General features: G+C 52.4%; 17 protein-coding genes, 6 tRNA genes and 1 other RNA gene. 10 read left to right on the top strand and 14 right to left on the bottom strand.

Annotated features, from left to right (window positions below):
* Positions 1 to 15: 15 nt before the first annotated feature.
* The 4 genes from ptsI to cysZ form a co-directional block, all read right to left on the bottom strand.
* On the bottom strand, positions 16 to 1,743 hold the full coding sequence (gene ptsI / locus HYQ67_RS12640; protein ID WP_202304036.1) for a phosphoenolpyruvate-protein phosphotransferase PtsI: 1,728 nt from the start codon (positions 1,741 to 1,743) through the stop codon (positions 16 to 18).
* A 44-nt stretch (positions 1,744 to 1,787) separates the two neighbouring features.
* Positions 1,788 to 2,045: a phosphocarrier protein Hpr gene (gene ptsH, locus HYQ67_RS12645; protein WP_034459025.1), complete on the bottom strand. Its 258-nt coding sequence runs from the start codon at positions 2,043 to 2,045 to the stop codon at positions 1,788 to 1,790.
* Between the two features lie 388 nt (positions 2,046 to 2,433).
* A complete protein-coding gene (gene cysK / locus HYQ67_RS12650; RefSeq protein ID WP_202304037.1) occupies positions 2,434 to 3,405 on the bottom strand; it encodes a cysteine synthase A in 972 nt (323 codons plus the stop codon).
* Between the two features lie 153 nt (positions 3,406 to 3,558).
* A complete protein-coding gene (cysZ, locus tag HYQ67_RS12655) occupies positions 3,559 to 4,320 on the bottom strand; it encodes a sulfate transporter CysZ (protein ID WP_202304038.1) in 762 nt (253 codons plus the stop codon).
* Positions 4,321 to 4,551: 231 nt separating this feature from the next.
* Between cysZ and zipA the strand changes: the two genes are divergently transcribed.
* From zipA to HYQ67_RS12670, 3 genes are all read left to right on the top strand, one after another.
* Positions 4,552 to 5,526 carry a cell division protein ZipA gene (gene zipA, locus HYQ67_RS12660; protein WP_202304039.1) on the top strand — a complete coding sequence of 325 codons (975 nt, stop codon included), beginning with the start codon at positions 4,552 to 4,554 and terminating at the stop codon, positions 5,524 to 5,526.
* Between the two features lie 67 nt (positions 5,527 to 5,593).
* Positions 5,594 to 7,612: an NAD-dependent DNA ligase LigA gene (gene ligA, locus HYQ67_RS12665; protein ID WP_202304040.1), complete on the top strand. Its 2,019-nt coding sequence runs from the start codon at positions 5,594 to 5,596 to the stop codon at positions 7,610 to 7,612.
* Position 7,613: 1 nt separating this feature from the next.
* Positions 7,614 to 7,829 (top strand): DUF3820 family protein, encoded by a 216-nt coding sequence (locus HYQ67_RS12670; RefSeq protein WP_202304041.1) that lies wholly within the window; start codon positions 7,614 to 7,616, stop codon positions 7,827 to 7,829.
* Here the strand turns inward: HYQ67_RS12670 and HYQ67_RS12675 are convergent.
* Positions 7,826 to 8,821 (bottom strand): bile acid:sodium symporter family protein, encoded by a 996-nt coding sequence (locus HYQ67_RS12675; protein ID WP_202304042.1) that lies wholly within the window; start codon positions 8,819 to 8,821, stop codon positions 7,826 to 7,828. The two genes, HYQ67_RS12670 and HYQ67_RS12675, sit on opposite strands and share 4 nt — an antisense overlap.
* Before the next feature lie 90 nt (positions 8,822 to 8,911).
* Between HYQ67_RS12675 and HYQ67_RS12680 the strand changes: the two genes are divergently transcribed.
* On the top strand, positions 8,912 to 9,859 hold the full coding sequence (locus HYQ67_RS12680; RefSeq protein ID WP_202304043.1) for a LysR family transcriptional regulator: 948 nt from the start codon (positions 8,912 to 8,914) through the stop codon (positions 9,857 to 9,859).
* A gap of 121 nt (positions 9,860 to 9,980) precedes the next feature.
* Here HYQ67_RS12680 and HYQ67_RS12685 read toward each other — a convergent pair.
* From HYQ67_RS12685 to HYQ67_RS12705, 5 genes are all read right to left on the bottom strand, one after another.
* A non-coding RNA gene (locus HYQ67_RS12685) (RtT sRNA) lies at positions 9,981 to 10,094 on the bottom strand.
* Positions 10,095 to 10,125: 31 nt separating this feature from the next.
* A tRNA-Lys gene (locus HYQ67_RS12690) sits at positions 10,126 to 10,201 on the bottom strand.
* 3 nt (positions 10,202 to 10,204) lie between these two features.
* A tRNA-Val gene (locus HYQ67_RS12695) sits at positions 10,205 to 10,280 on the bottom strand.
* A 33-nt stretch (positions 10,281 to 10,313) separates the two neighbouring features.
* Positions 10,314 to 10,389, bottom strand: a tRNA-Val gene (locus HYQ67_RS12700).
* Between the two features lie 45 nt (positions 10,390 to 10,434).
* Positions 10,435 to 10,510, bottom strand: a tRNA-Val gene (locus HYQ67_RS12705).
* Between the two features lie 260 nt (positions 10,511 to 10,770).
* Between HYQ67_RS12705 and gltX the strand changes: the two genes are divergently transcribed.
* A complete protein-coding gene (gene gltX / locus HYQ67_RS12710) occupies positions 10,771 to 12,186 on the top strand; it encodes a glutamate--tRNA ligase (RefSeq protein ID WP_202304044.1) in 1,416 nt (471 codons plus the stop codon).
* A 205-nt stretch (positions 12,187 to 12,391) separates the two neighbouring features.
* Here gltX and HYQ67_RS12715 read toward each other — a convergent pair whose 3' ends face one another.
* Positions 12,392 to 12,748, bottom strand: coding sequence for a YfeC-like transcriptional regulator (locus HYQ67_RS12715; protein ID WP_202304045.1), 357 nt, complete (start codon positions 12,746 to 12,748; stop codon positions 12,392 to 12,394).
* A gap of 222 nt (positions 12,749 to 12,970) precedes the next feature.
* Here HYQ67_RS12715 and HYQ67_RS12720 point away from each other — a divergent pair.
* From HYQ67_RS12720 to HYQ67_RS12735, 4 genes are all read left to right on the top strand, one after another.
* Positions 12,971 to 13,046, top strand: a tRNA-Ala gene (locus HYQ67_RS12720).
* Between the two features lie 43 nt (positions 13,047 to 13,089).
* A tRNA-Ala gene (locus tag HYQ67_RS12725) sits at positions 13,090 to 13,165 on the top strand.
* Positions 13,166 to 13,450: 285 nt separating this feature from the next.
* Entirely contained in the window at positions 13,451 to 15,652 is a 2,202-nt protein-coding gene (locus HYQ67_RS12730; protein WP_202304046.1) for a sensor domain-containing phosphodiesterase, read from the top strand.
* Positions 15,653 to 15,693: 41 nt separating this feature from the next.
* Positions 15,694 to 17,328 (top strand): diguanylate cyclase, encoded by a 1,635-nt coding sequence (locus HYQ67_RS12735; RefSeq protein WP_202304047.1) that lies wholly within the window; start codon positions 15,694 to 15,696, stop codon positions 17,326 to 17,328.
* A 127-nt stretch (positions 17,329 to 17,455) separates the two neighbouring features.
* Here the strand turns inward: HYQ67_RS12735 and HYQ67_RS12740 are convergent, their stop codons facing one another.
* A complete protein-coding gene (locus HYQ67_RS12740) occupies positions 17,456 to 18,643 on the bottom strand; it encodes a NupC/NupG family nucleoside CNT transporter (RefSeq protein ID WP_202304048.1) in 1,188 nt (395 codons plus the stop codon).
* A gap of 337 nt (positions 18,644 to 18,980) precedes the next feature.
* Here HYQ67_RS12740 and HYQ67_RS12745 point away from each other — a divergent pair, with 337 nt between their 5' ends.
* On the top strand, positions 18,981 to 20,237 hold the full coding sequence (locus tag HYQ67_RS12745; protein WP_348519213.1) for an Nramp family divalent metal transporter: 1,257 nt from the start codon (positions 18,981 to 18,983) through the stop codon (positions 20,235 to 20,237).
* 36 nt (positions 20,238 to 20,273) lie between these two features.
* Here the strand turns inward: HYQ67_RS12745 and HYQ67_RS12750 are convergent, their stop codons facing one another.
* Together HYQ67_RS12750 and mgrA are read right to left on the bottom strand one after the other, a co-directional pair.
* Positions 20,274 to 20,606 (bottom strand): DUF2502 domain-containing protein, encoded by a 333-nt coding sequence (locus HYQ67_RS12750; RefSeq protein WP_202304050.1) that lies wholly within the window; start codon positions 20,604 to 20,606, stop codon positions 20,274 to 20,276.
* Between the two features lie 153 nt (positions 20,607 to 20,759).
* Entirely contained in the window at positions 20,760 to 21,749 is a 990-nt protein-coding gene (gene mgrA, locus HYQ67_RS12755; protein ID WP_202304051.1) for an L-glyceraldehyde 3-phosphate reductase, read from the bottom strand.
* Positions 21,750 to 21,805 lie beyond the last annotated feature (56 nt).

Consider the following 21,805-nt stretch of genomic DNA (forward strand, 5'->3'; position numbering starts at 1 on the left):
GCCGCATCCGGTGGATTAGCAGATTGTTTTTTCTTCAATGAACTTGTTAACCAGCGTCATTAACTCGTCCGTTGTCGGTTGAGCAAGAGCCTGCTCTGCTAACACCTTCGCATCTTCGAAGTTCGTGTTACGGATAATCTTCTTAATGCGCGGGATTGAGATGGCGCTCATACTGAATTCGTCCAGACCCATCCCCAGCAACAGAAGTGTAGCACGTTCGTCGCCTGCAAGCTCACCACACATTCCGGTCCATTTACCTTCAGCATGAGAAGCATCAATAACTTGCTTAATCAGAGTCAGTACGGACGGCGACATTGGCTGATACAGATGCGAGATCATATCATTACCACGGTCAACGGCCAGGGTGTACTGCGTTAAATCATTGGTACCGATACTAAAGAAGTCGACTTCTTTGGCCAGATGGCGAGCGATAGTCGCTGCAGCCGGGGTCTCAACCATCACGCCGATTTCGATAGTCTCGTCAAACGCTTTGCCTTCTTCACGCAGCTGCGCCTTCATGATTTCGATCTCTGCTTTCAGTGCACGCACTTCTTCAACGGAGATGATCATTGGGAACATGATACGCAATTTACCGAAAGCGGAAGCACGCAGGATAGCGCGAACCTGAGCGTGCAGGATCTCTTTACGATCCATGGCGATACGTACTGCACGCCAGCCCAGGAACGGGTTCTCTTCTTTCGGGAAGTTCATGTACGGCAGCTCTTTGTCGCCGCCGATGTCCATGGTACGTACGATAACCGCTTGCGAGCCACAGGCTTCAGCAACAGCTTTGTACGCGGCGAACTGCTCTTCTTCAGTCGGCAGAGAGTCGCGGTCCATGAACAGGAATTCGGTACGGTACAGACCAACACCTTCAGCGCCGTTGCGCTCTGCACCGTCGATGTCACGAACGGTACCGATGTTGGCGCAAACTTCTACCTGATGGCCGTCGAGTGTGATAGCCGGCAGGTCTTTCAGTTTTGCCAGTTCAGCTTTCTCGGAAGCAACCTGCTGCTGTACAGCGCGCAGGGACTCGATCTCTTCGTTAGTTGGGTTAACGTAAACTTTGTTGTTAACCGCATCGAGAATCAGATAGTCGTTGTTTTTCACTTCATTAGTGACGCTACCGGTGCCCACAATCGCAGGCAGTTCCAGAGAACGAGCCATGATAGAAGTGTGGGAGGTGCGGCCACCGATGTCGGTGATGAAGCCCAGAACCTTCTGCAGGTTCAGCTGTGCGGTTTCAGATGGCGTCAGATCTTTTGCGACCAGGATAACTTCGTCCTGAATAGCGCTCAGGTCGACGATAGCCAGACCGAGGATGTTCTGCAGGAGACGCTTACCGATATCACGTACGTCTGCCGCACGCTCTTTCAGGTATTCATCATCCAGCTCTTCCAGAGCGGTGGCCTGACCTTCAATGATTTCGTGAGCCGCTGCGTCGGCAGTGACTAACTTATCTTTGATCAGGGCTATGATTTCCTGCTCAAGCTCTTCATCCTCCAGCAACATAATGTGGCCTTCGAAGATGGCTTCCTTTTCTTCACCGAAGGTCTCGCCAGCTTTAATTTTGATCGCTTCTAACTGTGCAGAGGCTTTCGCTCGCCCGCTCAGAAAACGTTCAACTTCCTGCTCGACTTTGTCGGCAGAAATTTTCTTCCGGTCGATGACTATTTCATCTTCCTTCAGCAAAAGTGCCTTGCCGAAAGCGATACCCGGGGATGCTAAAATGCCTGAAATCATAACCCTACCTTACTTGTGACTGATTTTTACGAAGAACCCAGAACTTACTCGAGCTCAGCCATCAGTTTTACTAAATGCTCAACCGCTTTCTGATCATCTTCGCCTTCAGCAGAGATGGTCACAACAGTACCCTGAGTCAGGCCCAGCGTTTGCAGTTTAAACAGGCTCTTCGCACTTGCGCTTTTGCCGTTGGAGGTCACAGTGATCTCAGAAGTGAAGCCTTTAGCTTCTTTAACAAACTGAGCAGCAGGGCGGGTGTGCAGACCGTTCGGAGCGGTAATGGTAACTTCTTGCTGGAACATTGTATTTCCCCAACTTATAGGTTTAGTGTTGTGGAACTAAAGTCTAGCCTGGTGGCTTAACTTTAGCCTGTATAGTTAGCGTCGGCGTTAACTCTATGCGACACAGGATGCATTAAGAATCACGAAAAGTGCTCTGGATAAATACCAGGCGGTTCGCGTCTCGCTCGTCCTTAACCATTATGCAGTGAAATCCGGGGTTAAACCAAATCGTAAAATCGATTCAGCAAAGGGATCTCACAATGTGATTAATTTCGCGCATCGAAATAATTTGCAGGTTAAATATCAGTTCTGCCGGGGCGAAGCAATCCTGAGGTGGGTAAAACTTTGACGAATGCCACAAAAAAGCACCCAAATGGGTGCTTTTTTCGTCAGTTTTAACAAGCTGGCATCACTGTTGCAGTTCTTTTTCAGTGAAAAGATCCGCAAACAACGCCGTACTGAGATACCGTTCCCCGGAAGAAGGTAGGATAACCACAATATTCTTATTGGTAAAGGCTTCATCTTCCTGAAGTTTTAAGGCAGCGGCAACGGCCGCACCGGAAGAGATTCCGGCCAGAATGCCTTCTTCTTCCATCAAACGACGCGCGGTAGAAATCGCTTCTTCGTTGGTGATGGCAATTACCTTATCAATCAGCTTCAGATCCAGGTTACCTGGGATGAAACCTGCGCCGATACCCTGAATTTTATGAGGACCCGGTTTGATCTCTTCCCCCGCCAGCGCCTGGGCGATGACCGGAGAGTCGGTGGGTTCAACGGCAACGCTGATGAGGCCGGTTTTACCCTTCGTGTTTTTAATGTAGCGGCTTACGCCGGTCAGGGTACCGCCGGTACCCACACCCGCGATGAAGACGTCAACTTCACCATCCGTGTCTTCCCAGATTTCCGGGCCGGTGGTTTTCTCGTGAATTTCCGGGTTTGCCGGGTTACTGAACTGCTGCAGCAGCAGGAACTTGTTAGGGTCGCTTGCTACAATCTCTTCGGCTTTCTGGATTGCGCCTTTCATACCTTTAGCGCCTTCGGTCAGCACCAGATTTGCGCCCAGTGCTTTGAGCAGCTTACGGCGCTCTACGCTCATGGTTTCAGGCATGGTGAGCGTCAGTTTGTAGCCGCGCGCGGCAGCAACGTAAGCCAGCGCAATGCCGGTGTTTCCGCTTGTCGGCTCAACCAGCTCAATACCTGGTTTGAGCACACCACGTTTTTCGGCATCCCAAATCATATTGGCACCGATACGGCATTTGACGCTGAAGCTTGGGTTGCGGGACTCGACCTTTGCCAGGATGCGTCCATTACCGATGCGGTTCAGTCGAACCAGCGGCGTATGACCGATTGTCAGAGAGTTGTCTTCGTAGATCTTACTCATAGCCCGTCCTTAACTGTATGAAATTTGGGAAACGGCACCAGCATACCTTCTCCGGCGTTATGGGGAAGTAAAGAAATCGTATATCTATATGTAGAAGGGAAATAAGGGATTGCAAGAAGGAATAAGGAGCGACATATGCCGCTCCTTAATGCGTTACTTCCACATGGCGTGTTTTGGACGGTAACAATCTACCCACATTGCCGTTGCTCCGCAGACCGCCACCGGCATGATGACCAGGTTCAGGAAGGGGATGAGGGTAAATAAGCTAACCAGTGAGCCAAACTGCATGTTGGTCACTTTCTTTGCGCGCAGGGCGACACGCATGTCGCGAAACGGCACTTTGTGGTTATCGAAAGGATAATCGCAGTACTGAATGGCCAGCATCCAGGCGCTGAACAAGAACCAAAGCACCGGAGCAACGGTCTGCCCGATACCCGGAATAAAATAGAGAATGAGCAGCATGATAGCGCGAGGCAGGTACCAGGCCAGCTTTTGCCATTCTCGCTTCATGATGCGGGGGACATCTTTCATCACACCAAACATGCCGGTATCGGGCGGAATCACGCCAGTTAAACGCGCTTCCAGCTGCTCAGCCAGTAATCCGTTGAAGGGGGCCGCTATCCAGTTTGCAAGGGTTGAGAAGAAGTAGCCGAACACCAGCAGCACCGAGACCACGGCCAAAGGCCAAATCAGATAGCTTAGCCACTGGAGCCAGTCGGGAACATAGGAAAGCATTGCCGGGATCCACTCGTCAAGACGGGTGAAGAGCCACCAGAATGCGCCTCCCATCAATACAATATTGACCAACAAGGGTAAGACAACATAGCGCTTGATGCCGGGTTCACGCACCAGCTTCCAGCCCTGGGAAAAATAGTAAACACCGCTTTTTGGGGCGGTTGCCGAAGTTGAAACCATAGACTTAGCAGACTCCTTTTACGTCAGTGCAGTGACATGCGCGGCCATCATAACCGAGCTCGCCTGGAAAAACTTATTAAGAAATGGTCGAAAAATCAGCAAAAAATCATTTTAGGCCCATCTTTATGCTGAGAAAACTGTGTGCGTACTTGCACTTATGCGGATGGGCAAATACTCTTAGTGAGTAAATGTTTGCCGCGTTGGCAAGGTGTTAGAACAACAGAGAATATAATGATGCAGGATTTGCGTCTGATATTAATCATTGTTGGCGCGATCGCCATAATCGCCTTACTGGTTCATGGCCTTTGGACCAGCCGTAAGGAGCGTTCTTCCGTTTTTCGCGATCGCCCGTTGAAACGTATGAAGTCGAAGCGTGACGATTACGATGCAGAAGACGAAGCCGACGATGAAGAAGATGAAGGAGTGGGCGAAGTGCGCGTGCGTAGGGTCGCCCCTGTGCCGGAACCTGTGACTCGTGAGCCGGAAACGCCTCGCCAGCCGCAAGCGCCTCAACATCAGTATGAACCGCCTTATGCTTCGGCTGAACCACGCCGTGCTGCGCCAGTTCAGCAGCCACAGCAACAGCCTGTGTCTGAGATGCCGCGCCAGCAGCCAGTTGTGCAGCCTGCGCCGACACAACCTGTTGAACCCGTGCGTCAACCTGAGCCGATTCATCAGCCAGAGCCGCAGCCTGTACACGTGCAGCCGGTTCAGCAACCAGAGCCAGCTCCGGCAATGCAGGAACCTGCGCCAGAGCCCGTAGCTGCGCCGGTAAGACAGGCACCGAAAGAGACGGTGATCGTGATGAACGTCTCCGCGCATGCGGGTAGCACCATCAATGGCGATGTGCTGCTTAACAGCATCCAGCAGGCCGGGTTTATCTTTGGCGAGATGAATATTTTCCATCGCCATCTCAGCCCGGACGGTAGCGGCCGAGTGCTCTTTAGCCTTGCAAATATGGTGAAGCCGGGTTCATTCGATCCAGAGAACATGGCCAGCTTCGCAACGCCCGGCGTGACAATCTTTATGCAGGTGCCTTCCTATGGCGACCCGCATCAAAACTTCAAGCTGATGCTGCAATCCGCGCAGCACATTGCAGATGAAGTCGGTGGCGTGGTGCTTGACGACCAGCGCCGTATGATGACACCGCAAAAAATGCGCGAGTATCAGGACAGAATCCGCGAGGTCGTGGAAGCTAACGCCTGATTGCTTCGCCGGAAAGTTTCCCCCTAAACCCCCGCCTGTCGGGGGTTTTTTATATTGATGGTGCGATATGGACTCTCTCGAACAACAACTCACTGAACTGCGAACCACGCTTCGCCATCATGAATATCTTTATCATGTGCAGGATAGCCCCGAAATTGCGGATGCCGAATATGACCGCCTGATGGGCGAGCTGCGGGCGCTGGAAGCGGCGCATCCAGAGTTAATTACCCCGGACTCACCAACCCAGCGTGTGGGTGCTGCGCCGCTTAGCGTGTTTACTCAGGTGCGCCACGAAGTACCGATGCTATCCCTTGATAACGTCTTTGATGAAGCGAGCTATCTGGCCTTCAACAAGCGTGTGCAGGACAGGCTGAAAAGCACCGATGCCCTGACGTTCTGCTGCGAGCTAAAACTTGATGGCCTGGCGGTCAGCCTGCTCTATGAAGACGGCGTGCTTGTTCGCGCCGCCACGCGCGGTGACGGAACGACGGGTGAAAATATTACCGCAAACGTGCGCACCATCCGTGCCATTCCTCTAAAACTGCACGGTGAACATATACCGCGCCGCGTCGAAGTTCGCGGTGAGGTATTTCTCCCACAGGCGGGCTTTGAAAAGATCAACGAAGATGCTCGCCGTACAGGTGGGAAGATCTTTGCTAATCCGCGCAACGCTGCTGCGGGATCGTTACGTCAGCTCGATCCGCGTATCACCGCTAAACGTCCTTTGACCTTCTTCTGCTACGGCGTTGGACTGCTGGAAGGCGGTGAGCTGCCTGCCAGCCATATGGCACGTCTGCAACAGTTTAAGGCCTGGGGACTGCCGGTGAGCGACCGTATTCGCCTGTGCAGCACGCCGGAAGAAGTGCTGGCGTTTTACCGTCAGGTAGAAGCAGACCGGCCGACGCTTGGTTTCGACATCGATGGCGTGGTGATTAAATTGGATTCTCTTGCCTTGCAGGAGACGCTTGGTTTCGTGGCGCGGGCACCTCGCTGGGCGGTGGCTTTCAAATTCCCCGCGCAGGAACAGATGACTTTCGTGCGCGACGTGGAGTTCCAGGTCGGGCGTACAGGCGCTATTACTCCAGTCGCACGTCTTGAACCTGTGCAGGTTGCTGGTGTGTTGGTCAGCAACGCGACCTTGCATAACGCCGATGAAATTGACCGTCTGGGCCTGCGCATTGGCGATCGCGTTGTGATCCGTCGTGCGGGGGATGTTATCCCGCAGGTGGTTGGCGTGGTGGAGTCAGAACGCCCGGAAAACACCACGGAGATCGTTTTCCCGACGCATTGCCCTGTCTGTGGCTCTGACGTGGAGCGTGTGGAAGGTGAGGCCGTAGCGCGCTGTACAGGCGGTCTGATTTGCGGCGCGCAGCGCAAAGAATCCCTTAAGCACTTCGTTTCCCGCCGCGCGCTGGACGTTGACGGTATGGGCGACAAAATCATCGATCAGCTGGTAGAGAAAGAGTATGTCCACACGCCGGCGGATTTGTTCCGTCTGACGGCAGGCAAGCTCACCGGTCTGGATCGCATGGGGCCAAAGTCGGCGCAAAACGTCGTTGATGCATTGGCGAAAGCAAAACAAACCACCTTTGCCCGCTTCCTCTATGCCCTGGGCATTCGCGAAGTAGGTGAAGCAACGGCCGCCGGTCTGGCCGCGTATTTCGGTTCTTTAGACGCGCTGGCAGCAGCCTCTATCGAAGAGCTGCAAAAAGTGCCGGACGTGGGTATTGTCGTCGCCACCCACGTCTTTAACTTCTTTGCCGAAGAGAGCAACCGGGAGGTTATCCGCCAGCTGACAGAAGAGGCAGGCGTTCACTGGCCTGCGCCAGTCGTTATCAAAGCTGAAGAGATCGACAGTCCGTTTGCAGGCAAAACCGTTGTTCTGACCGGCTCTCTGAGCATCATGGCTCGTGACGATGCCAAAGCACGTCTTGTTGCGCTGGGCGCGAAGGTGGCGGGCAGCGTGTCGAAAAAAACGGACCTGGTGATTGCCGGTGAAGCGGCAGGCTCTAAGCTGCTAAAAGCCCAGGAGCTGGGTATTACTGTCATCGATGAAGCGGAAATGATTCGCTTACTGGGTGAGTGAAATGGATAAAGAACAGCTTATCGAGATAGCCAACACGGAAATGCCCTTCGGCAAATACAAAGGCCGGGTACTGATAGATGTGCCTGAGGAGTATTTTCTGTGGTTTGCCCGTAAAGATGAATTTCCGCAGGGGCATCTTGGGGAACTGATGAAGCTGACGTTGCTTATCAAAACGGAAGGACTGGAGGGGCTGGTGAAGCCCCTCAAAAGAGTTTAACCGTGGGCGGTGGCCGCCTTTTCGGCTGCCGCTTTCGCCGTCTGGCTCTGGTAACGACGCGCCATGAAGGCACAGACCATCAGCTGGATCTGATGGAAGATCATCAGCGGCAGCACCATCATCCCCACGGTAGCAACCGGGAAGAGAATGTTGGCCATTGGAATACCGTTGGCGAGGCTCTTTTTGGAACCGCAGAAGACAATGGTAATCTCATCGGCCTTATTAAAGCCAAGACGCCTTGCCACAATCGTATTGATCGCGATAACAATCCCCAGCAGCACCATACTCACCACCACGATAAACAGCAAAGACCCCGCACCGACTTTATGCCAGATACCGTGGGTCACCGCTTCGCTAAAGGCGGAGTAGACCACCAGTAAAATCGATGTCTGATCGGTCTTACCAATCCACTTCTTATTTCGCGCAACCCAGGCACCAATCCAGGGACGGGAAAGGTGGCCCAGGATAAACGGCACCAGCAACTGCAGCATAATCGTGCCAACCTGTTGCAGGCTACCGCTGGCACCATGCACATTCATCACCAGGCCAACCAGCAGCGGGGAAAGGAAGATGCCAAGCAGGCTGGATGCAGAGGCTGAACAGACGGCCGCAGCGACGTTTCCACCCGCAATTGAGGTAAAAGCAATCGCTGACTGGACAGTGGCGGGAAGAATGCACAGATAGAGAAAGCCGGTATATATCTCAGGGCTGACGTTAACGGGGGCCCACCAGGCAAACAGGACGCCAAGAACCGGGAATACCACGAAGGTGCTGCACATCACCCACAGATGCAGCCGCCAGTGGCTGCTGCCGGCAACGATAGCTTCACGGGACAATTTTGCGCCATGCATAAAGAACAGCAGGGCGATAGCGGCCGTGGTCAGCCCTTCGAAGAAGCCGACAAAACTTCCCCGGGCGGGAAAGAAAGAGGCCAGCAGAACGGTGCCAATCAGTATCAATGTAAACGGGTCGAGTACGCGAAAGAGTTTCATTGTTATTCCTCAAACTGGAGTCCCGCTATTGTGCTTTTAGCGCTTTAAGAAATAAAATTGATTTATTAAATGCATTGATGAATAAAATATATGAATTATTCGCTGCGTCAGTTAAAAATTTTTGTAGCAGTAGCGCAGGCGGGAAGTTTTAGCCGCGCCGGGGAACGCATTGGTCTTAGCCAGTCTGCGGTGAGCCACAGCGTCAAAGAGCTGGAAAATGAAGTAGGTGTGAAGCTGCTGGACAGGACGACGCGGGAAGTGATTCTTACCGATGCCGGGCAACAGCTGGCAGGACGTCTTGAGCGATTGCTTGAAGAGCTGACGTCAACGCTGCTGGATGCGCGCAGCGTTGGGCATCTGCTCAGCGGGACGGTTCGTGTAGCTGCCAGTCAGACAATTTCTGCCCATCTGATACCTCAATGTATCGCTGCGGCTAGCGAAATTTATCCTTCGATTCGTTTTATCCTGCACGACCGGCCGCAGCAGTGGGTATTGCAAAGCATTCGCCAGGGGGAGGTGGATTTTGGCATTGTTATTGATCCCATCCAGCCAGGCGATCTGGACTGCGAAGCCGTGCTTTCGGAACCATTTTTGCTTTTGTGCCGTACCGACCATCCTCTGGCTGCGGAAAGCTGCGTCCCCTGGCAAGCGCTGCAAGGGGAAAACCTTGTACTGCAGGATTATGCTTCGGGGAGTCGGCCATTAATTGACGATGCGCTGAAAAGGCAGGGGATCGAGGCAAACATCGTTCAGCAGATTGGGCATCCGACAACGCTGTTTCCGATGGTGGAGGCGGGCATCGGGTTAAGCGTATTGCCAGCGCTGGCGTTGCCTTTACCCGAAGGGAGTTTGTTAACGGTCAGGCGGCTAACGCCAGTTGTTGATCGCCAGCTGATGCTGGTACGACGGAAAAACCGCTCGCTTTCAAGCGCGGCGGAGGCAATCTGGCAGGTGATTCAGCAGCAGGCGCAGCGGCTAACGGAAGCCCGCAAAGGCGATACTTTGTTTAGCGACCCGGAAGAGGAGAGCAAGGATTGATGCAGGGGAGATAGCGATAAACGTCATTCAGGTAAATGGTGGATGACGCTAGCGCTTATCCACCCTACGACTACACGAATCGCGCATAGCAAAAAGGCGCCTTTAGGGCGCCTTTCTACATTGGTGGGGCGTGCAGGATGACTTCGCCCTTCGGGTCGTTGCTGAAGCAACGCTGTGTCGCTGCGCTCCACTCGAACCTGCGGCAGGTTCAAATCCTACACGAATCGCGCATAGCAAAAAGGCGCCTTTAGGGCGCCTTTTTACATTGGTGGGGCGTGCAGGATTCGAACCTGCGACCAATTGATTAAAAGTCAACTGCTCTACCAACTGAGCTAACGCCCCGAATGGTGGGTGATGACGGGCTCGAACCGCCGACCCCCTCCGTGTAAAGGAGGTGCTCTACCAACTGAGCTAATCACCCAAACTTCGGTACTGCTTTATTCGTTAAGAGAGATGGTGGGTGATGACGGGCTCGAACCGCCGACCCCCTCCGTGTAAAGGAGGTGCTCTACCAACTGAGCTAATCACCCAACGCTAAATTCTCTTACCACACTGCGGGCTCACTCACTAATGAATGGTGGGTGATGACGGGCTCGAACCGCCGACCCCCTCCGTGTAAAGGAGGTGCTCTACCAACTGAGCTAATCACCCCCGCTGTGTGGAGTCGCATTATAGGGAGAGTTGAAAATGAGTCAACGCCTTTTCTAAAGATTTTGTTTGTTCGTCTTAAAATTAGGCAAAGCGATCGCGATTTACCCATTGGCGTTTGATTTCTCATCAGAATGTGTCCTTTACAGGGAAGTAAAAGCATCAACATTGAGGAATCAGCCCACAGTGGTAGAATGTTGCGACTCCAATTTTCCCTGGCATCAGCCGGTTTTCCGGCAATTTTGCGTAATTAAGGCCGTTCAATGAAAATCAAAACTCGCTTTGCGCCAAGCCCAACGGGCTATCTGCACGTCGGCGGCGCCCGTACTGCTCTTTATTCCTGGCTTTTTGCTCGTAACCACGGCGGCGAGTTTGTGCTGCGTATTGAAGATACCGATCTCGAACGCTCCACCCCGGAAGCCATCGAAGCAATTATGGATGGTATGAATTGGTTGAGCCTGGAGTGGGATGAAGGCCCGTACTTCCAGACCAGGCGCTTTGACCGCTATAACAGCGTCATTGATGAAATGCTGGAAGCAGGGACAGCCTATAAGTGCTACTGCTCTAAAGAACGTCTTGATGCGCTGCGTGAAGAGCAAATGGAAAAGGGCGAGAAGCCGCGCTACGACGGCCGCTGCCGTCACGGTCATGAACAGCATGAAGCTGGTGAGCCATGCGTGGTGCGTTTTGCTAACCCGCAGGAAGGTTCGGTTATTTTTGATGACCAGATTCGTGGCCCAATCGAATTCAGCAACCAGGAGCTGGACGACCTGATTATCCGTCGCACCGACGGTTCACCCACCTACAACTTCTGCGTCGTGGTGGACGACTGGGATATGGAAATCACCCACGTCATTCGTGGTGAAGACCATATCAACAACACTCCACGCCAGATCAACATTCTTAAAGCGCTGAATGCGCCGGTTCCTTTGTACGGTCACGTGTCGATGATCAACGGTGACGACGGTAAAAAACTGTCTAAACGTCACGGTGCGGTCAGCGTCATGCAGTACCGCGACGACGGCTACCTGCCGGAAGCGCTGCTGAACTACCTGGTGCGTCTGGGATGGGCGCATGGCGATCAGGAGATCTTCACCCGTGAAGAGATGATCGAGCTGTTCGATTTGAAAACCGTCAGTAAATCCGCCAGCGCATTCAACACTGAGAAGCTGCAGTGGCTGAACCATCACTACATTAACCATCTTGCGCCTGAATACGTAGCAACCCAGCTGCAATGGCATATTGAGCAGCAGAACATTGATACCCGCAACGGCCCGGAGCTGGCTGATCTGGTGAAACTGCTTGGTGAACGCTGCAAGACGCTTAAAGAGATGGCCGAAACCTGCCGCTACTTCTACGAAGACTTTAGCGAATTTGATGCTGATGCCGCGAAGAAGCACCTGCGCCCGGTTGCCCGCCAGCCGCTGGAAGTTGTTCGTGACAAACTGGACGCGCTGACGGTCTGGACGGCGGAAAATGTCCATAACGCTATCCAGGCGACAGCAGACGAACTGGAAGTTGGCATGGGGAAAGTTGGCATGCCGCTACGAGTGGCGGTCACCGGTGCTGGCCAGTCTCCTGCACTGGATGTCACCGTGCATGCGATTGGTAAACAGCGCTCCGTTGCGCGCATCAATCAGGCGCTGGGCTTTATTGCCGAGCGCGAAGCACAGCAGTAAGCCACCGTTAGCTAAAAAACCGGCACCCTTGGGTGCCGTCAGACTGATGACAAACTCATACCGAATGAAATTCGAAAAGATCTCACCAAATAAATAACCAGGAAAATCAAGTCATTGATTTTCGGCTGCTAACCACAAAGAAGGAAAAACCACGTTTTTTCCTTCTTTGTCAGCAATCTACCGGCACCCTTGGGTGCCGGTTTTTTTATTCGTTATCGCGGATATTCAACCGCATCAGCACGCCGGCAATTCCTTCACGCACGATCAGCGCTGAGAGTTTCTGCTGTTCGGCATCCGACATCTGCTTCACCGAATTTACTAGCAACCCCTCGAGCGAGGAATCATTAACGGTATAAGTCCCCTGACGGTCGTAAGCCCGCTTCGCGCTGTTGATAAAATCCTGGACTCGTTCATCGATGTGGATGAGGCGCGCTTTTCCGCCCTGAACGCCCGGTTTTTTGCTCGTCGTCCAGTTCTCTTTGCGCACCCATTTGTTGATGGTCTGGCGGCTGTAGCCGGTCAGTATGGCCAATTCTTCAGGTGTCATTCGTCCCTTGAGCACAATGCTATCCTTAGGTGAAGAGTGGTTATTAGTGGTTCATATTATGCGATCCTTTTACAGGAAACTGTGACAGGATTAACTACGCAGGGCTGAGATGCAATCTGGATCTCACTGAGTTGTTTGCTTTTTCGGCGATTGATCGCAGATGAAGAATTTGCCGTTGACACTGTTTGATGGGTTTCATATGATGCCGCCCGTCAACACGACACGTTTTTACGGTTCGGGGCTATAGCTCAGCTGGGAGAGCGCTTGCATGGCATGCAAGAGGTCAGCGGTTCGATCCCGCTTAGCTCCACCAAATCTTTACCAGCAAGATTTGCACCGTTTAAACAACCCTTCGTGGGGCTATAGCTCAGCTGGGAGAGCGCTTGCATGGCATGCAAGAGGTCAGCGGTTCGATCCCGCTTAGCTCCACCAAAATTTAAAACCCTCGCCTTATGGCGGGGGTTTTTGCTTTCTGATACCCCAAAAATGAGTCCATTCAGCGGATTAAACTATTAAAGATTCTTAAATTTGCTTTTTTGGCGAATGATATTCGTTTAAAGATTAATAAAGGGAAGTATGTCTATTTTGTTTAATTATAGGAGGAAGGCGTCAGTTAATTCTTAAGGTGGAGGGATGACACTTGATTTGTGTAATATATAGACGTATTCTTCTCCTCTATATAATGAAAAAAAACACATAACACTAACATCCCTACCTATGAGTTTTCACAAAGTGGTTAGAAAATCTGTTATTTCATTGGTGTTATGTTTACTGCTTACGCCATTTGCCCGCTATATCTCGCCTGAGACCATTCTGGGTGGAAGTAAGATTTATCTTGCTTATCTGCCTTTTAGCGTGATGATTTCGCTGCTTTTTATTTTTGGTCGCGCGGCAATCCTGCCATTGTTGATTGGCTCAACGATGACGTTCTCGTACATCCTTGATCTCAACCCCGTTCAGCTGATTGTGTTTGTCTGTTGTTTACTCCTTCCCTTGTTTTTATCTTGTGGCATCGCCCGTTATTATCTTGGTTCGCGTTGGCGTTTTTCTATAACAAATAAAGGGATGGGGGTAAGAATATTCTGGTTGGGATTTTTCTGCCCGTTCGTAATTAAATTAACGATGTATGTGGTTGGGCGTTTTATCAATTATCCTCCCGCGCTTTCACCCTTCTTTGGCGAAAGCAGTAAAATATACAGCGTCATCGACCTGCAAAACCTTATTGCCGCTTCGCTGATTTTTACCATGCTGATCTACTATCCGTTGCGCATGGCGCTAAACCCGCACTATGCGCTCGCCTTCTGGCGTCGGTGTATCATGCGATATCTCACGCCTGCGCGTCGGGTCTCTTCTGTTTGCTGGGGCGGTACCTGGGCGGCCTTTCTGGTGCTGTTATGCAGTTCATACAAGTCGACGCTTATCGCCGGTTATCTCGTACCGTTGATTTTTGTTCTGTTTACGCTTGGCATCCGGCATATGGGGCCACGGCTCATTGCTTTATTGTGGGGGATTTCGGCCTGGCTCCTGTTGACCTACAACAAAGGCTTTTTGCAGGGCGTAAATACTGAGTTTTCGCTGGCATTTACCCTTTCCGTGATTATTTCATTCACCGTCTGTATCCTCTACATGACGATGATTTTCCACAAGAATGAATGGATGAAACGGGTTTACCATCTTCAGGCGATGACTGACCCGTTAACCCAGCTGCCCAACCTGCGTGCGCTTGAAGAGCATTTCAAATGTTTCCCGACCGGCGTGCTGTGCTGCCTGAGAATGTCGAACCTTGAGTTCCTGAGCCGTCATTACGGTTTAATGATGCGTATACACTGTAAGCGCGAGATCACTCAGCTGCTTAAACCGTGGCTGAATGAGGGGGAGCAAATTTTTCAGCTCCCAGGCTGTGAGCTGCTGATATTCCTGCAGGGGGCCGAGTCGCAGGCGCGGCTAAATCACATGGTCGATTTGCTAAATAATAAAAAAATCCACTGGCACAACAGCATGCTGGAAATCGAATATGGTGCCTCTTATTGCCTGTCCGATGGTGATTTTAACGAGCTGCACCGTACCCTTGGACAGTTAAGCTATCTGGCGGAGCAGGCCTGTTCTGAGAATAAGGTATTGAGTCTTAATACCCAGGTTGAGGCCGTTTCGGATGAGACAACGGAGCGCGTGCTGCTGCTGCATAAAGTCAAACATGCACTTAATGCAGACGATGAACAGTCGCTTCAGCTCTACGCGCAGCCTATTGTTGACCAGCACGGTCATGGTTATAAAGAAATTCTGACCCGCATGTTCTTTAAAGATGAGATGATCACGCCAGATAAATTTATCCCCATCATTGCGGAGTTTAACCTTAGCGTTCGCTTTGACATGTTAGTGATGAGTAAACTTATCACCCATCTGCGTGAGCAGGTCGGCGGGACTACGCAGGCTCAGTTCTCGGTGAATCTGATGCCCTTTACGCTAATGCAAAAAGACATCGCTCAGCAAATCGTTAGCTTGTTTGCCACCAATGGGGTGCCAACCAGCGCAGTGATCATTGAAGCCACGGAAGAACAGGCGTTTTCCAACTCCGAAACATCCATTCAGAACATTACCCTGCTGCGCGAAAATGGCTTCAAAATTGCCATCGATGATTTCGGCACAGGCTATGCTAACTACGAGCGGCTCAAAAAGCTGCAGGCCGATATCATTAAAATTGACGGTTGTTTCATCAAGGATATCGCCTCGGACTCGCTGGATATCATGATTGTGAAATCAATCAGCGATCTGGCCCATGCTAAAGGGTTAAGCGTAGTGGCCGAATTTGTTGAAACCAGCGAGCAGCGGACAATATTGTTGGATCTTGGGGTTCAGTACCTGCAAGGGTATTTGCTGGGCAAACCAGAGCCTCTTGTTGGCCTTCATTCCCGCACATAGCCACCGGGCGGCGCAGGATTATTAAAGGGTAGGTAGTCAGCATGCCAGCAGCGAATCGTCTCCGTTTACCTCTGGTAAAAACGCTTCGTGTCATTCACTTGTGTTTCATTTTCGTTTTTCTGCTCACCACCTTTCTCTTCTGGCAGCAGGGCGAGCTTTTTAACCATGGTTACCGTACGAGCCAGCTGAGCCATCTCGAAAGCGTCATTGCGCGCCTGGAAAGTCGTGCAAAATACAAAATCGACAATTTGCGCTACCTGCAACGGATCTTTATCGAGGCGATGGACGATCCTCTCTTCCCCGGTAGGGTTCGGATCCCGACAGAAATAACCGGCGAGAAAGGGAATGCTTCGCTGCTGATCAGTAATTTGCCGCTGCCCGAGAGCCACACCATGACCGGTGAGCAGGGTGATGAGAATGCGATGCAAATCAAACATGAGCTTTACGCGCTGCGTAAAATTCAGGATCTTTTCCCGCTTGCCAGCGATGCCGGAGAAATGCGGGAGGACATCTATTACATCTCCCGTAAAGGGGAGTTTATCGCCTCTCTTTCCGACGAGATCAACATGCAGCTCATTCGCAGCTACAACCCGCGCAGGAAAGAGGGGACGTTTATCATGGCGTCACCGATGTTAAATCCGCAGCGCAAGGCGTTCTGGACACGGCAGAACATTGCCGGGACACACGATACGCTGGTTAACGGCGCGGTACCGGTAGATTTTCGTGGTGAATGGGTTGGGCTTTTGGGCGTAGCGATATCGGATGAAAGTATCAAAAAGCTGCTTAACGATTCGCTGCCGGAAAATACGCAAAGCGATTATCAGCTTTTTGACGATCGTCTTAATACGTTGACCGCATCGGCAGGCGCACTGAACAAGGTTCACCTGACACCCGAACAGCTGCGATTAATTGGTAAGCAGCTGGAGCACTCCCGGCGGGGGACAATACGCTTTGGACAAGTCTATGCCACCTTTGGGGTTGTTGGTGCCACGCAAAGCGTATTGATAAGCACCCAGACCTTACGGCAGGGGCTGCATGAAGATTTTGGGCGATTCAGCCTGCTCCTGCTGGTGATGTGGGTCACCTTTGTACTGCTGCTCTGGGCCTCACACCGCGTTATTTGCCGGCTGGTGCGCAATATGGGTGGGTTGCAGCGAGAGATGCACTGGCATGCCTACCATGATGAACTTACCGGCGCGCTGAATCGCCGTGGGTTCTTTGAGAAGACGGCCCAGCAAAATCCTCAATACAAAAACTATGCGCTGGTGCAAATCGATCTTGATTACTTCAAGAGAGTGAACGATCGCTATGGGCATCAGGCTGGTGATAATGTGCTACAGCACGCGACACAGTGCATACAACGAGCTATTCGCGGCAAAGACGTGTTGGGGCGGCTTGGCGGAGAGGAGTTCTGTGTCTTCCTGCCGGATACTCAGCTTGACGCTGGTGAAGCGGTGGCGCTGCGCATCAAAAAACATCTCGAATTCTCACCGTTGACGTTAAGCAACGGAATGCAAATTACCCTCACCGCATCTCTGGGCGTGGCTGCCCACGGAGAACACGACGACTACACTCTGGAGCAAATCCAGTCGCTTGCCGATGCGCGGCTTTATCGTGCCAAGCAGAGAGGGCGAAATCAGGTCTGTGCGGATGGCGAAGACGAATCGCAGGCATAAAAAAACCGGAGCATAAAACTCCGGTTACAACTCTTTTCGTAGGCCGGATAAGCGTAGCGTCATCCGGCATAGCTACCGTCACAGGTGGATAACGCTTACGCTTCTCCACCCTACAAATTTACGGCTCTTACAGGAACAGCGCCGCAATCGATGCAGACAGGATGCTCACCAGCGTAGAGCCATAAACCAGCTTCAGACCAAAGCGGGAAACCACGTTACCCTGCTCTTCGTTCAGACCTTTAATCGCACCGGCGATGATGCCGATGGAAGAGAAGTTCGCGAAGGAGACCAGGAACACGGACAGGATACCTTCCGCACGTGGAGACATGGTGCTGGCAAGCTTCTGCAGATCCATCATCGCCACGAATTCGTTAGACACCAGCTTGGTTGCCATAATAGAGCCAACCTGCAGCGCTTCGTGAGCCGGCACGCCCATTACCCAGGCAATCGGGTAGAAGATGTAGCCCAGAATCCCCTGGAAGGAGATACCCAGAACGGCCGCAAACAGCGCGTTCAGTGCGGAAATCAGCGCGATGAAGCCAATCAGCATTGCCGCAACGATAATCGCCACTTTGAAGCCTGCCAGAATGTATTCACCCAGCATTTCGAAGAAGCTTTGCCCTTCGTGCAGGTTAGACATCTGCAGGTTTTCTTCGCTCTCATCAACGCGGTAAGGGTTGATAAGCGACAGGACGATAAAGGTGCTGAACATGTTCAGTACCAGCGCCGCAACGACATACTTAGGGTCAAGCATGGTCATGTACGCGCCGACGATGGACATGGAGACGGTAGACATCGCGGTTGCCGACATGGTGTACATGCGGTTGCGGGACATCTTGCCAAGAATATCCTTATAAGCGATGAAGTTCTCTGACTGTCCCAGAATCAGCGAGCTTACGGCGTTAAAGGATTCCAGCTTGCCCATGCCGTTGACTTTCGACAGCAGGGTACCGATGAAGCGGATGACGATCGGCAGAATACGGATATGCTGCAAAATCCCGATCAGCGCGGAGATAAAGACGATAGGGCAGAGTACTTTCAGGAAGAAGAAGGCGAGTCCTTCGTCATTCATCTTACCGAATACAAAGTTTGTCCCTTCATTAGCGAAGGCCAGCAGCTTCTCAAACATCTCAGAGAACCCTTGCACGAAGCCAAGGCCGATTGAGGAGTTAAGGAAGAACCACGCCAGAATCATTTCAATCACTAATAATTGAATAACAAAGCGAATACGAATTTGCTTGCGGTTAGGGCTAACCAGCAAAGCAAGCAGCGCAACCACTGCAAGCGCTAAAACAAAGTGCAGAACGCGGGACATATTTGCTCCAAATATGAGGCAGGTTTAATTTCGTTGCACATTCTATGAAACAAGCAATAAGAAAACGAGACTAATCGCACACTATAGTGATGACATGTGACGGATAGCAAAATTAGTGATCAACCATACATTTCTGCTATGTTAAGTAAAGAAGCTAAAAGTTGCGTCAGCGCACATTACGCTAACATATCAGGGTGCCGCCGCGATTTTCGTTAACAGCTATGCAGAACCCAAAACTTCCCGCCATTGTTTTCAGCTATCAGAGCAATCCAGACAAACTTTACCGATGAACTTGATAATCATTCTCATTTTGATAGCATGAAACATAGCAAAGGCTATATCTCAGAGGCAGAAGATGACCAACAGTCGTATTGATACCAGCAGTGGAAAAACTGCCCGCAGGCTGCGACTGGCGCTGATGGGGCCGGCGTTCATTGCCGCCATTGGCTACATCGATCCGGGCAACTTCGCCACCAACATTCAGGCAGGGGCCAGTTTCGGCTATAAGCTGCTGTGGGTTGTGGTATGGGCAAACCTGATGGCGATGCTGATCCAGGTACTCTCCGCTAAGCTCGGCATCGCCACCGGTAAAAATCTCGCCGAACATATTCGTGACCACTACCCGCGCCCCGTTGTCTGGCTGTACTGGATCCAGGCAGAAATTATCGCGATGGCGACGGATCTGGCAGAGTTCATCGGTGCGGCCATCGGTTTCAAGCTCATTCTGGGCGTCTCCCTGCTGCAGGGGGCGGTGCTGACCGGCATTGCTACCTTCCTGATCCTCATGCTCCAGCAGCGGGGCCAGAAGCCGCTCGAGAAGGTTATCGGCGGGCTATTGCTGTTTGTGGCCGCCGCCTACATCGTTGAGCTTATCTTCTCGCAGCCGAAATTTATCGAGCTGGGCAAAGGCATGCTGATCCCAAGCCTGCCAACCAGCGAGGCTGTATTTCTGGCCGCCGGGGTGCTGGGGGCAACGATCATGCCGCACGTTATCTATCTGCACTCCTCGCTGACCCAGCACCTTCATGAGGGAAACCGGGCTGAAAAGTATTCAGCAACCAAATGGGACGTCGCCATTGCCATGACCATCGCAGGCTTTGTGAATCTGGCGATGATGGCAACGGCTGCGGCGGCGTTTCACTTCTCGGGCCATACCGGCGTTGCGGATCTTGACCAGGCCTATCTGACGCTGGAACCGCTGCTCAGCCATGCGGCAGCCACTATCTTCGGTCTGAGCCTGGTCGCGGCGGGCCTGTCGTCTACGGTTGTGGGAACGCTGGCGGGGCAGGTGGTGATGCAGGGATTCGTGCGGTTTTACATTCCACTGTGGGTACGCCGGGCAATTACCATGGCACCATCATTTATCGTCATCCTGATGGGGCTGGACCCGACCCGCATTCTGGTGATGAGCCAGGTGCTGCTGAGCTTCGGGATTGCGCTGGCGCTGGTGCCGCTGCTGATCTTTACCAGCAATAAACAGCTGATGGGCGAACTGGTGAATACCAGAATCGTGAAGCAGGCGGGATGGGCAATCGTGGTGGTTGTTGTGGCGCTGAATCTGTGGCTTATCGTCGGGACTTTGCTGGGGCTGTAAAAAACCTCTCCCCGAGGGGGAGAGGTTTATAAACTTTTAATGATGATGTCCGTGGCCGTGTCCGCGCCCATGGCCCCTTCCGCGTCCGCGGTGGTCGTCACGGTCGTTCCAGCCCGCGCGATACCCTTTCTCATAACTGTTACGGCCGCGATCCCAACCGCGGTGGTGGTGCCAGCCACGATCGCGCCATTCATAGTTACGGTGCCAGTAATCACGGTCACGCCAGTCACGACCATCCCAGTAATTACCGCGATAATCCTGATCGCCGATGTTTAACTTCACCGACGGTAACAGGGTGATTTCGCCCGCATTCGCGACCAGCGGTGCGGACGCCAGCAATGCAACTGCAAGAATCAGTGACCTGAACATACTCTCTCCTTCACTCACGGTAGCCGCCGGGGCGGCCTGTTAACGCAATATTAATAGGAGGTAAACGAGTGTTTCATCGCCACAACTCTTAAATCACTTTTTACAGCATTTTTTGCTAAAAGAGCCGAATGTTTCATCGGCTCGGGTAAGCGTTTACACCAGGATAGCTTCGATCTCTGCTTCTTCAGCCGCGCTGAAATGGCGGTTGTTGAGCATGCCCACCGCGTCATCAATCTGGCTGATTTTGCTGGCACCGATCAGCACCGAAGTCACTTTATCCCCGCGCAGCACCCACGCCAGCGCCATCTGCGACAGTTTCTGTCCGCGGCGTTCGGCTATGGCATTCAGCTTGCGTACCTTAGCCAGCTTCTCCTCGGTCAGCTGGTCCGCCTTCAGGAAGATGCTGCCGCTGGCGGCGCGAGAATCAGCCGGGATGCCGTTCAGGTAGCGGTCAGTCAGCTGTCCGCCAGCCAGAGGCGAGAATGCAATGCTGCCCACGCCCTTCTCCTGAAGTACCTCCAGCAAACCACCCTCCACCCAACGCTCGAACATAGAATATTTGGGCTGGTGGATAAGGCACGGCGTACCCAGATCGTTCAGGATATCAATCGCCTGGCGCGCAAGGTCTGCCGGATAGTTAGAGATGCCAACGTACAGCGCCTTGCCCTGGCGCACGACATGATCCAGCGCGCGCATAGTCTCTTCCAGCGGCGTTTCCGGGTCCGGGCGGTGGTGATAGAAGATATCAACGTACTCAAGGCCCATGCGCCTGAGGCTCTGATCGAGGCTGGAAATCAGGTACTTGCGGGAACCCCAGTCGCCGTATGGGCCGTCCCACATGGTATAACCCGCTTTCGAAGAGATAATCAGCTCGTCGCGGTACGGCAGAAAATCTTCCCGCAGAATACGGCCAAAGTTCTCTTCCGCAGAGCCCGGCGGCGGCCCGTAGTTATTGGCCAGGTCCAGATGCGTGATGCCAACATCAAAGGCTCGGCGCAGCAGCTGGCGGCTGGTATTGAGCAGGGTGGTATCACCGAAATTGTGCCACAGCCCCAGCGAAATAGCCGGAAGCTTCAGGCCGCTGCGGCCACAGCGGCGATATTGCATTGATTCATAACGGGAAGGATTTGCCTGGTAGACCATGTTGTTACCCTTGTCAGTGAATGCTCAACCTAGTGTATACGGTTACACAAAACTCG

The organism is Dryocola clanedunensis subsp. sulfonylureivorans (genome assembly GCF_016756775.1).
GTDB lineage: Bacteria > Pseudomonadota > Gammaproteobacteria > Enterobacterales > Enterobacteriaceae > Dryocola > Dryocola clanedunensis.

Bases quoted from the DNA above. Each gene is read 5' to 3' on its own strand.
- ptsI (WP_202304036.1), bottom strand. From the start codon at position 1,743: ATGATTTCAGGCATTTTAGCATCCCCGGGTATCGCTTTCGGCAAGGCA.
- ptsH (WP_034459025.1), bottom strand. From the start codon at position 2,045: ATGTTCCAGCAAGAAGTTACCATTACCGCTCCGAACGGTCTGCACACC.
- cysK (WP_202304037.1), bottom strand. From the start codon at position 3,405: ATGAGTAAGATCTACGAAGACAACTCTCTGACAATCGGTCATACGCCG.
- cysZ (WP_202304038.1), bottom strand. From the start codon at position 4,320: ATGGTTTCAACTTCGGCAACCGCCCCAAAAAGCGGTGTTTACTATTTT.
- zipA (WP_202304039.1), top strand. From the start codon at position 4,552: ATGATGCAGGATTTGCGTCTGATATTAATCATTGTTGGCGCGATCGCC.
- ligA (WP_202304040.1), top strand. From the start codon at position 5,594: ATGGACTCTCTCGAACAACAACTCACTGAACTGCGAACCACGCTTCGC.
- HYQ67_RS12670 (WP_202304041.1), top strand. From the start codon at position 7,614: ATGGATAAAGAACAGCTTATCGAGATAGCCAACACGGAAATGCCCTTC.
- HYQ67_RS12675 (WP_202304042.1), bottom strand. From the start codon at position 8,821: ATGAAACTCTTTCGCGTACTCGACCCGTTTACATTGATACTGATTGGC.
- HYQ67_RS12680 (WP_202304043.1), top strand. From the start codon at position 8,912: ATGAATTATTCGCTGCGTCAGTTAAAAATTTTTGTAGCAGTAGCGCAG.
- gltX (WP_202304044.1), top strand. From the start codon at position 10,771: ATGAAAATCAAAACTCGCTTTGCGCCAAGCCCAACGGGCTATCTGCAC.
- HYQ67_RS12730 (WP_202304046.1), top strand. From the start codon at position 13,451: ATGAGTTTTCACAAAGTGGTTAGAAAATCTGTTATTTCATTGGTGTTA.
- HYQ67_RS12735 (WP_202304047.1), top strand. From the start codon at position 15,694: ATGCCAGCAGCGAATCGTCTCCGTTTACCTCTGGTAAAAACGCTTCGT.
- HYQ67_RS12740 (WP_202304048.1), bottom strand. From the start codon at position 18,643: ATGTCCCGCGTTCTGCACTTTGTTTTAGCGCTTGCAGTGGTTGCGCTG.
- HYQ67_RS12750 (WP_202304050.1), bottom strand. From the start codon at position 20,606: ATGTTCAGGTCACTGATTCTTGCAGTTGCATTGCTGGCGTCCGCACCG.
- mgrA (WP_202304051.1), bottom strand. From the start codon at position 21,749: ATGGTCTACCAGGCAAATCCTTCCCGTTATGAATCAATGCAATATCGC.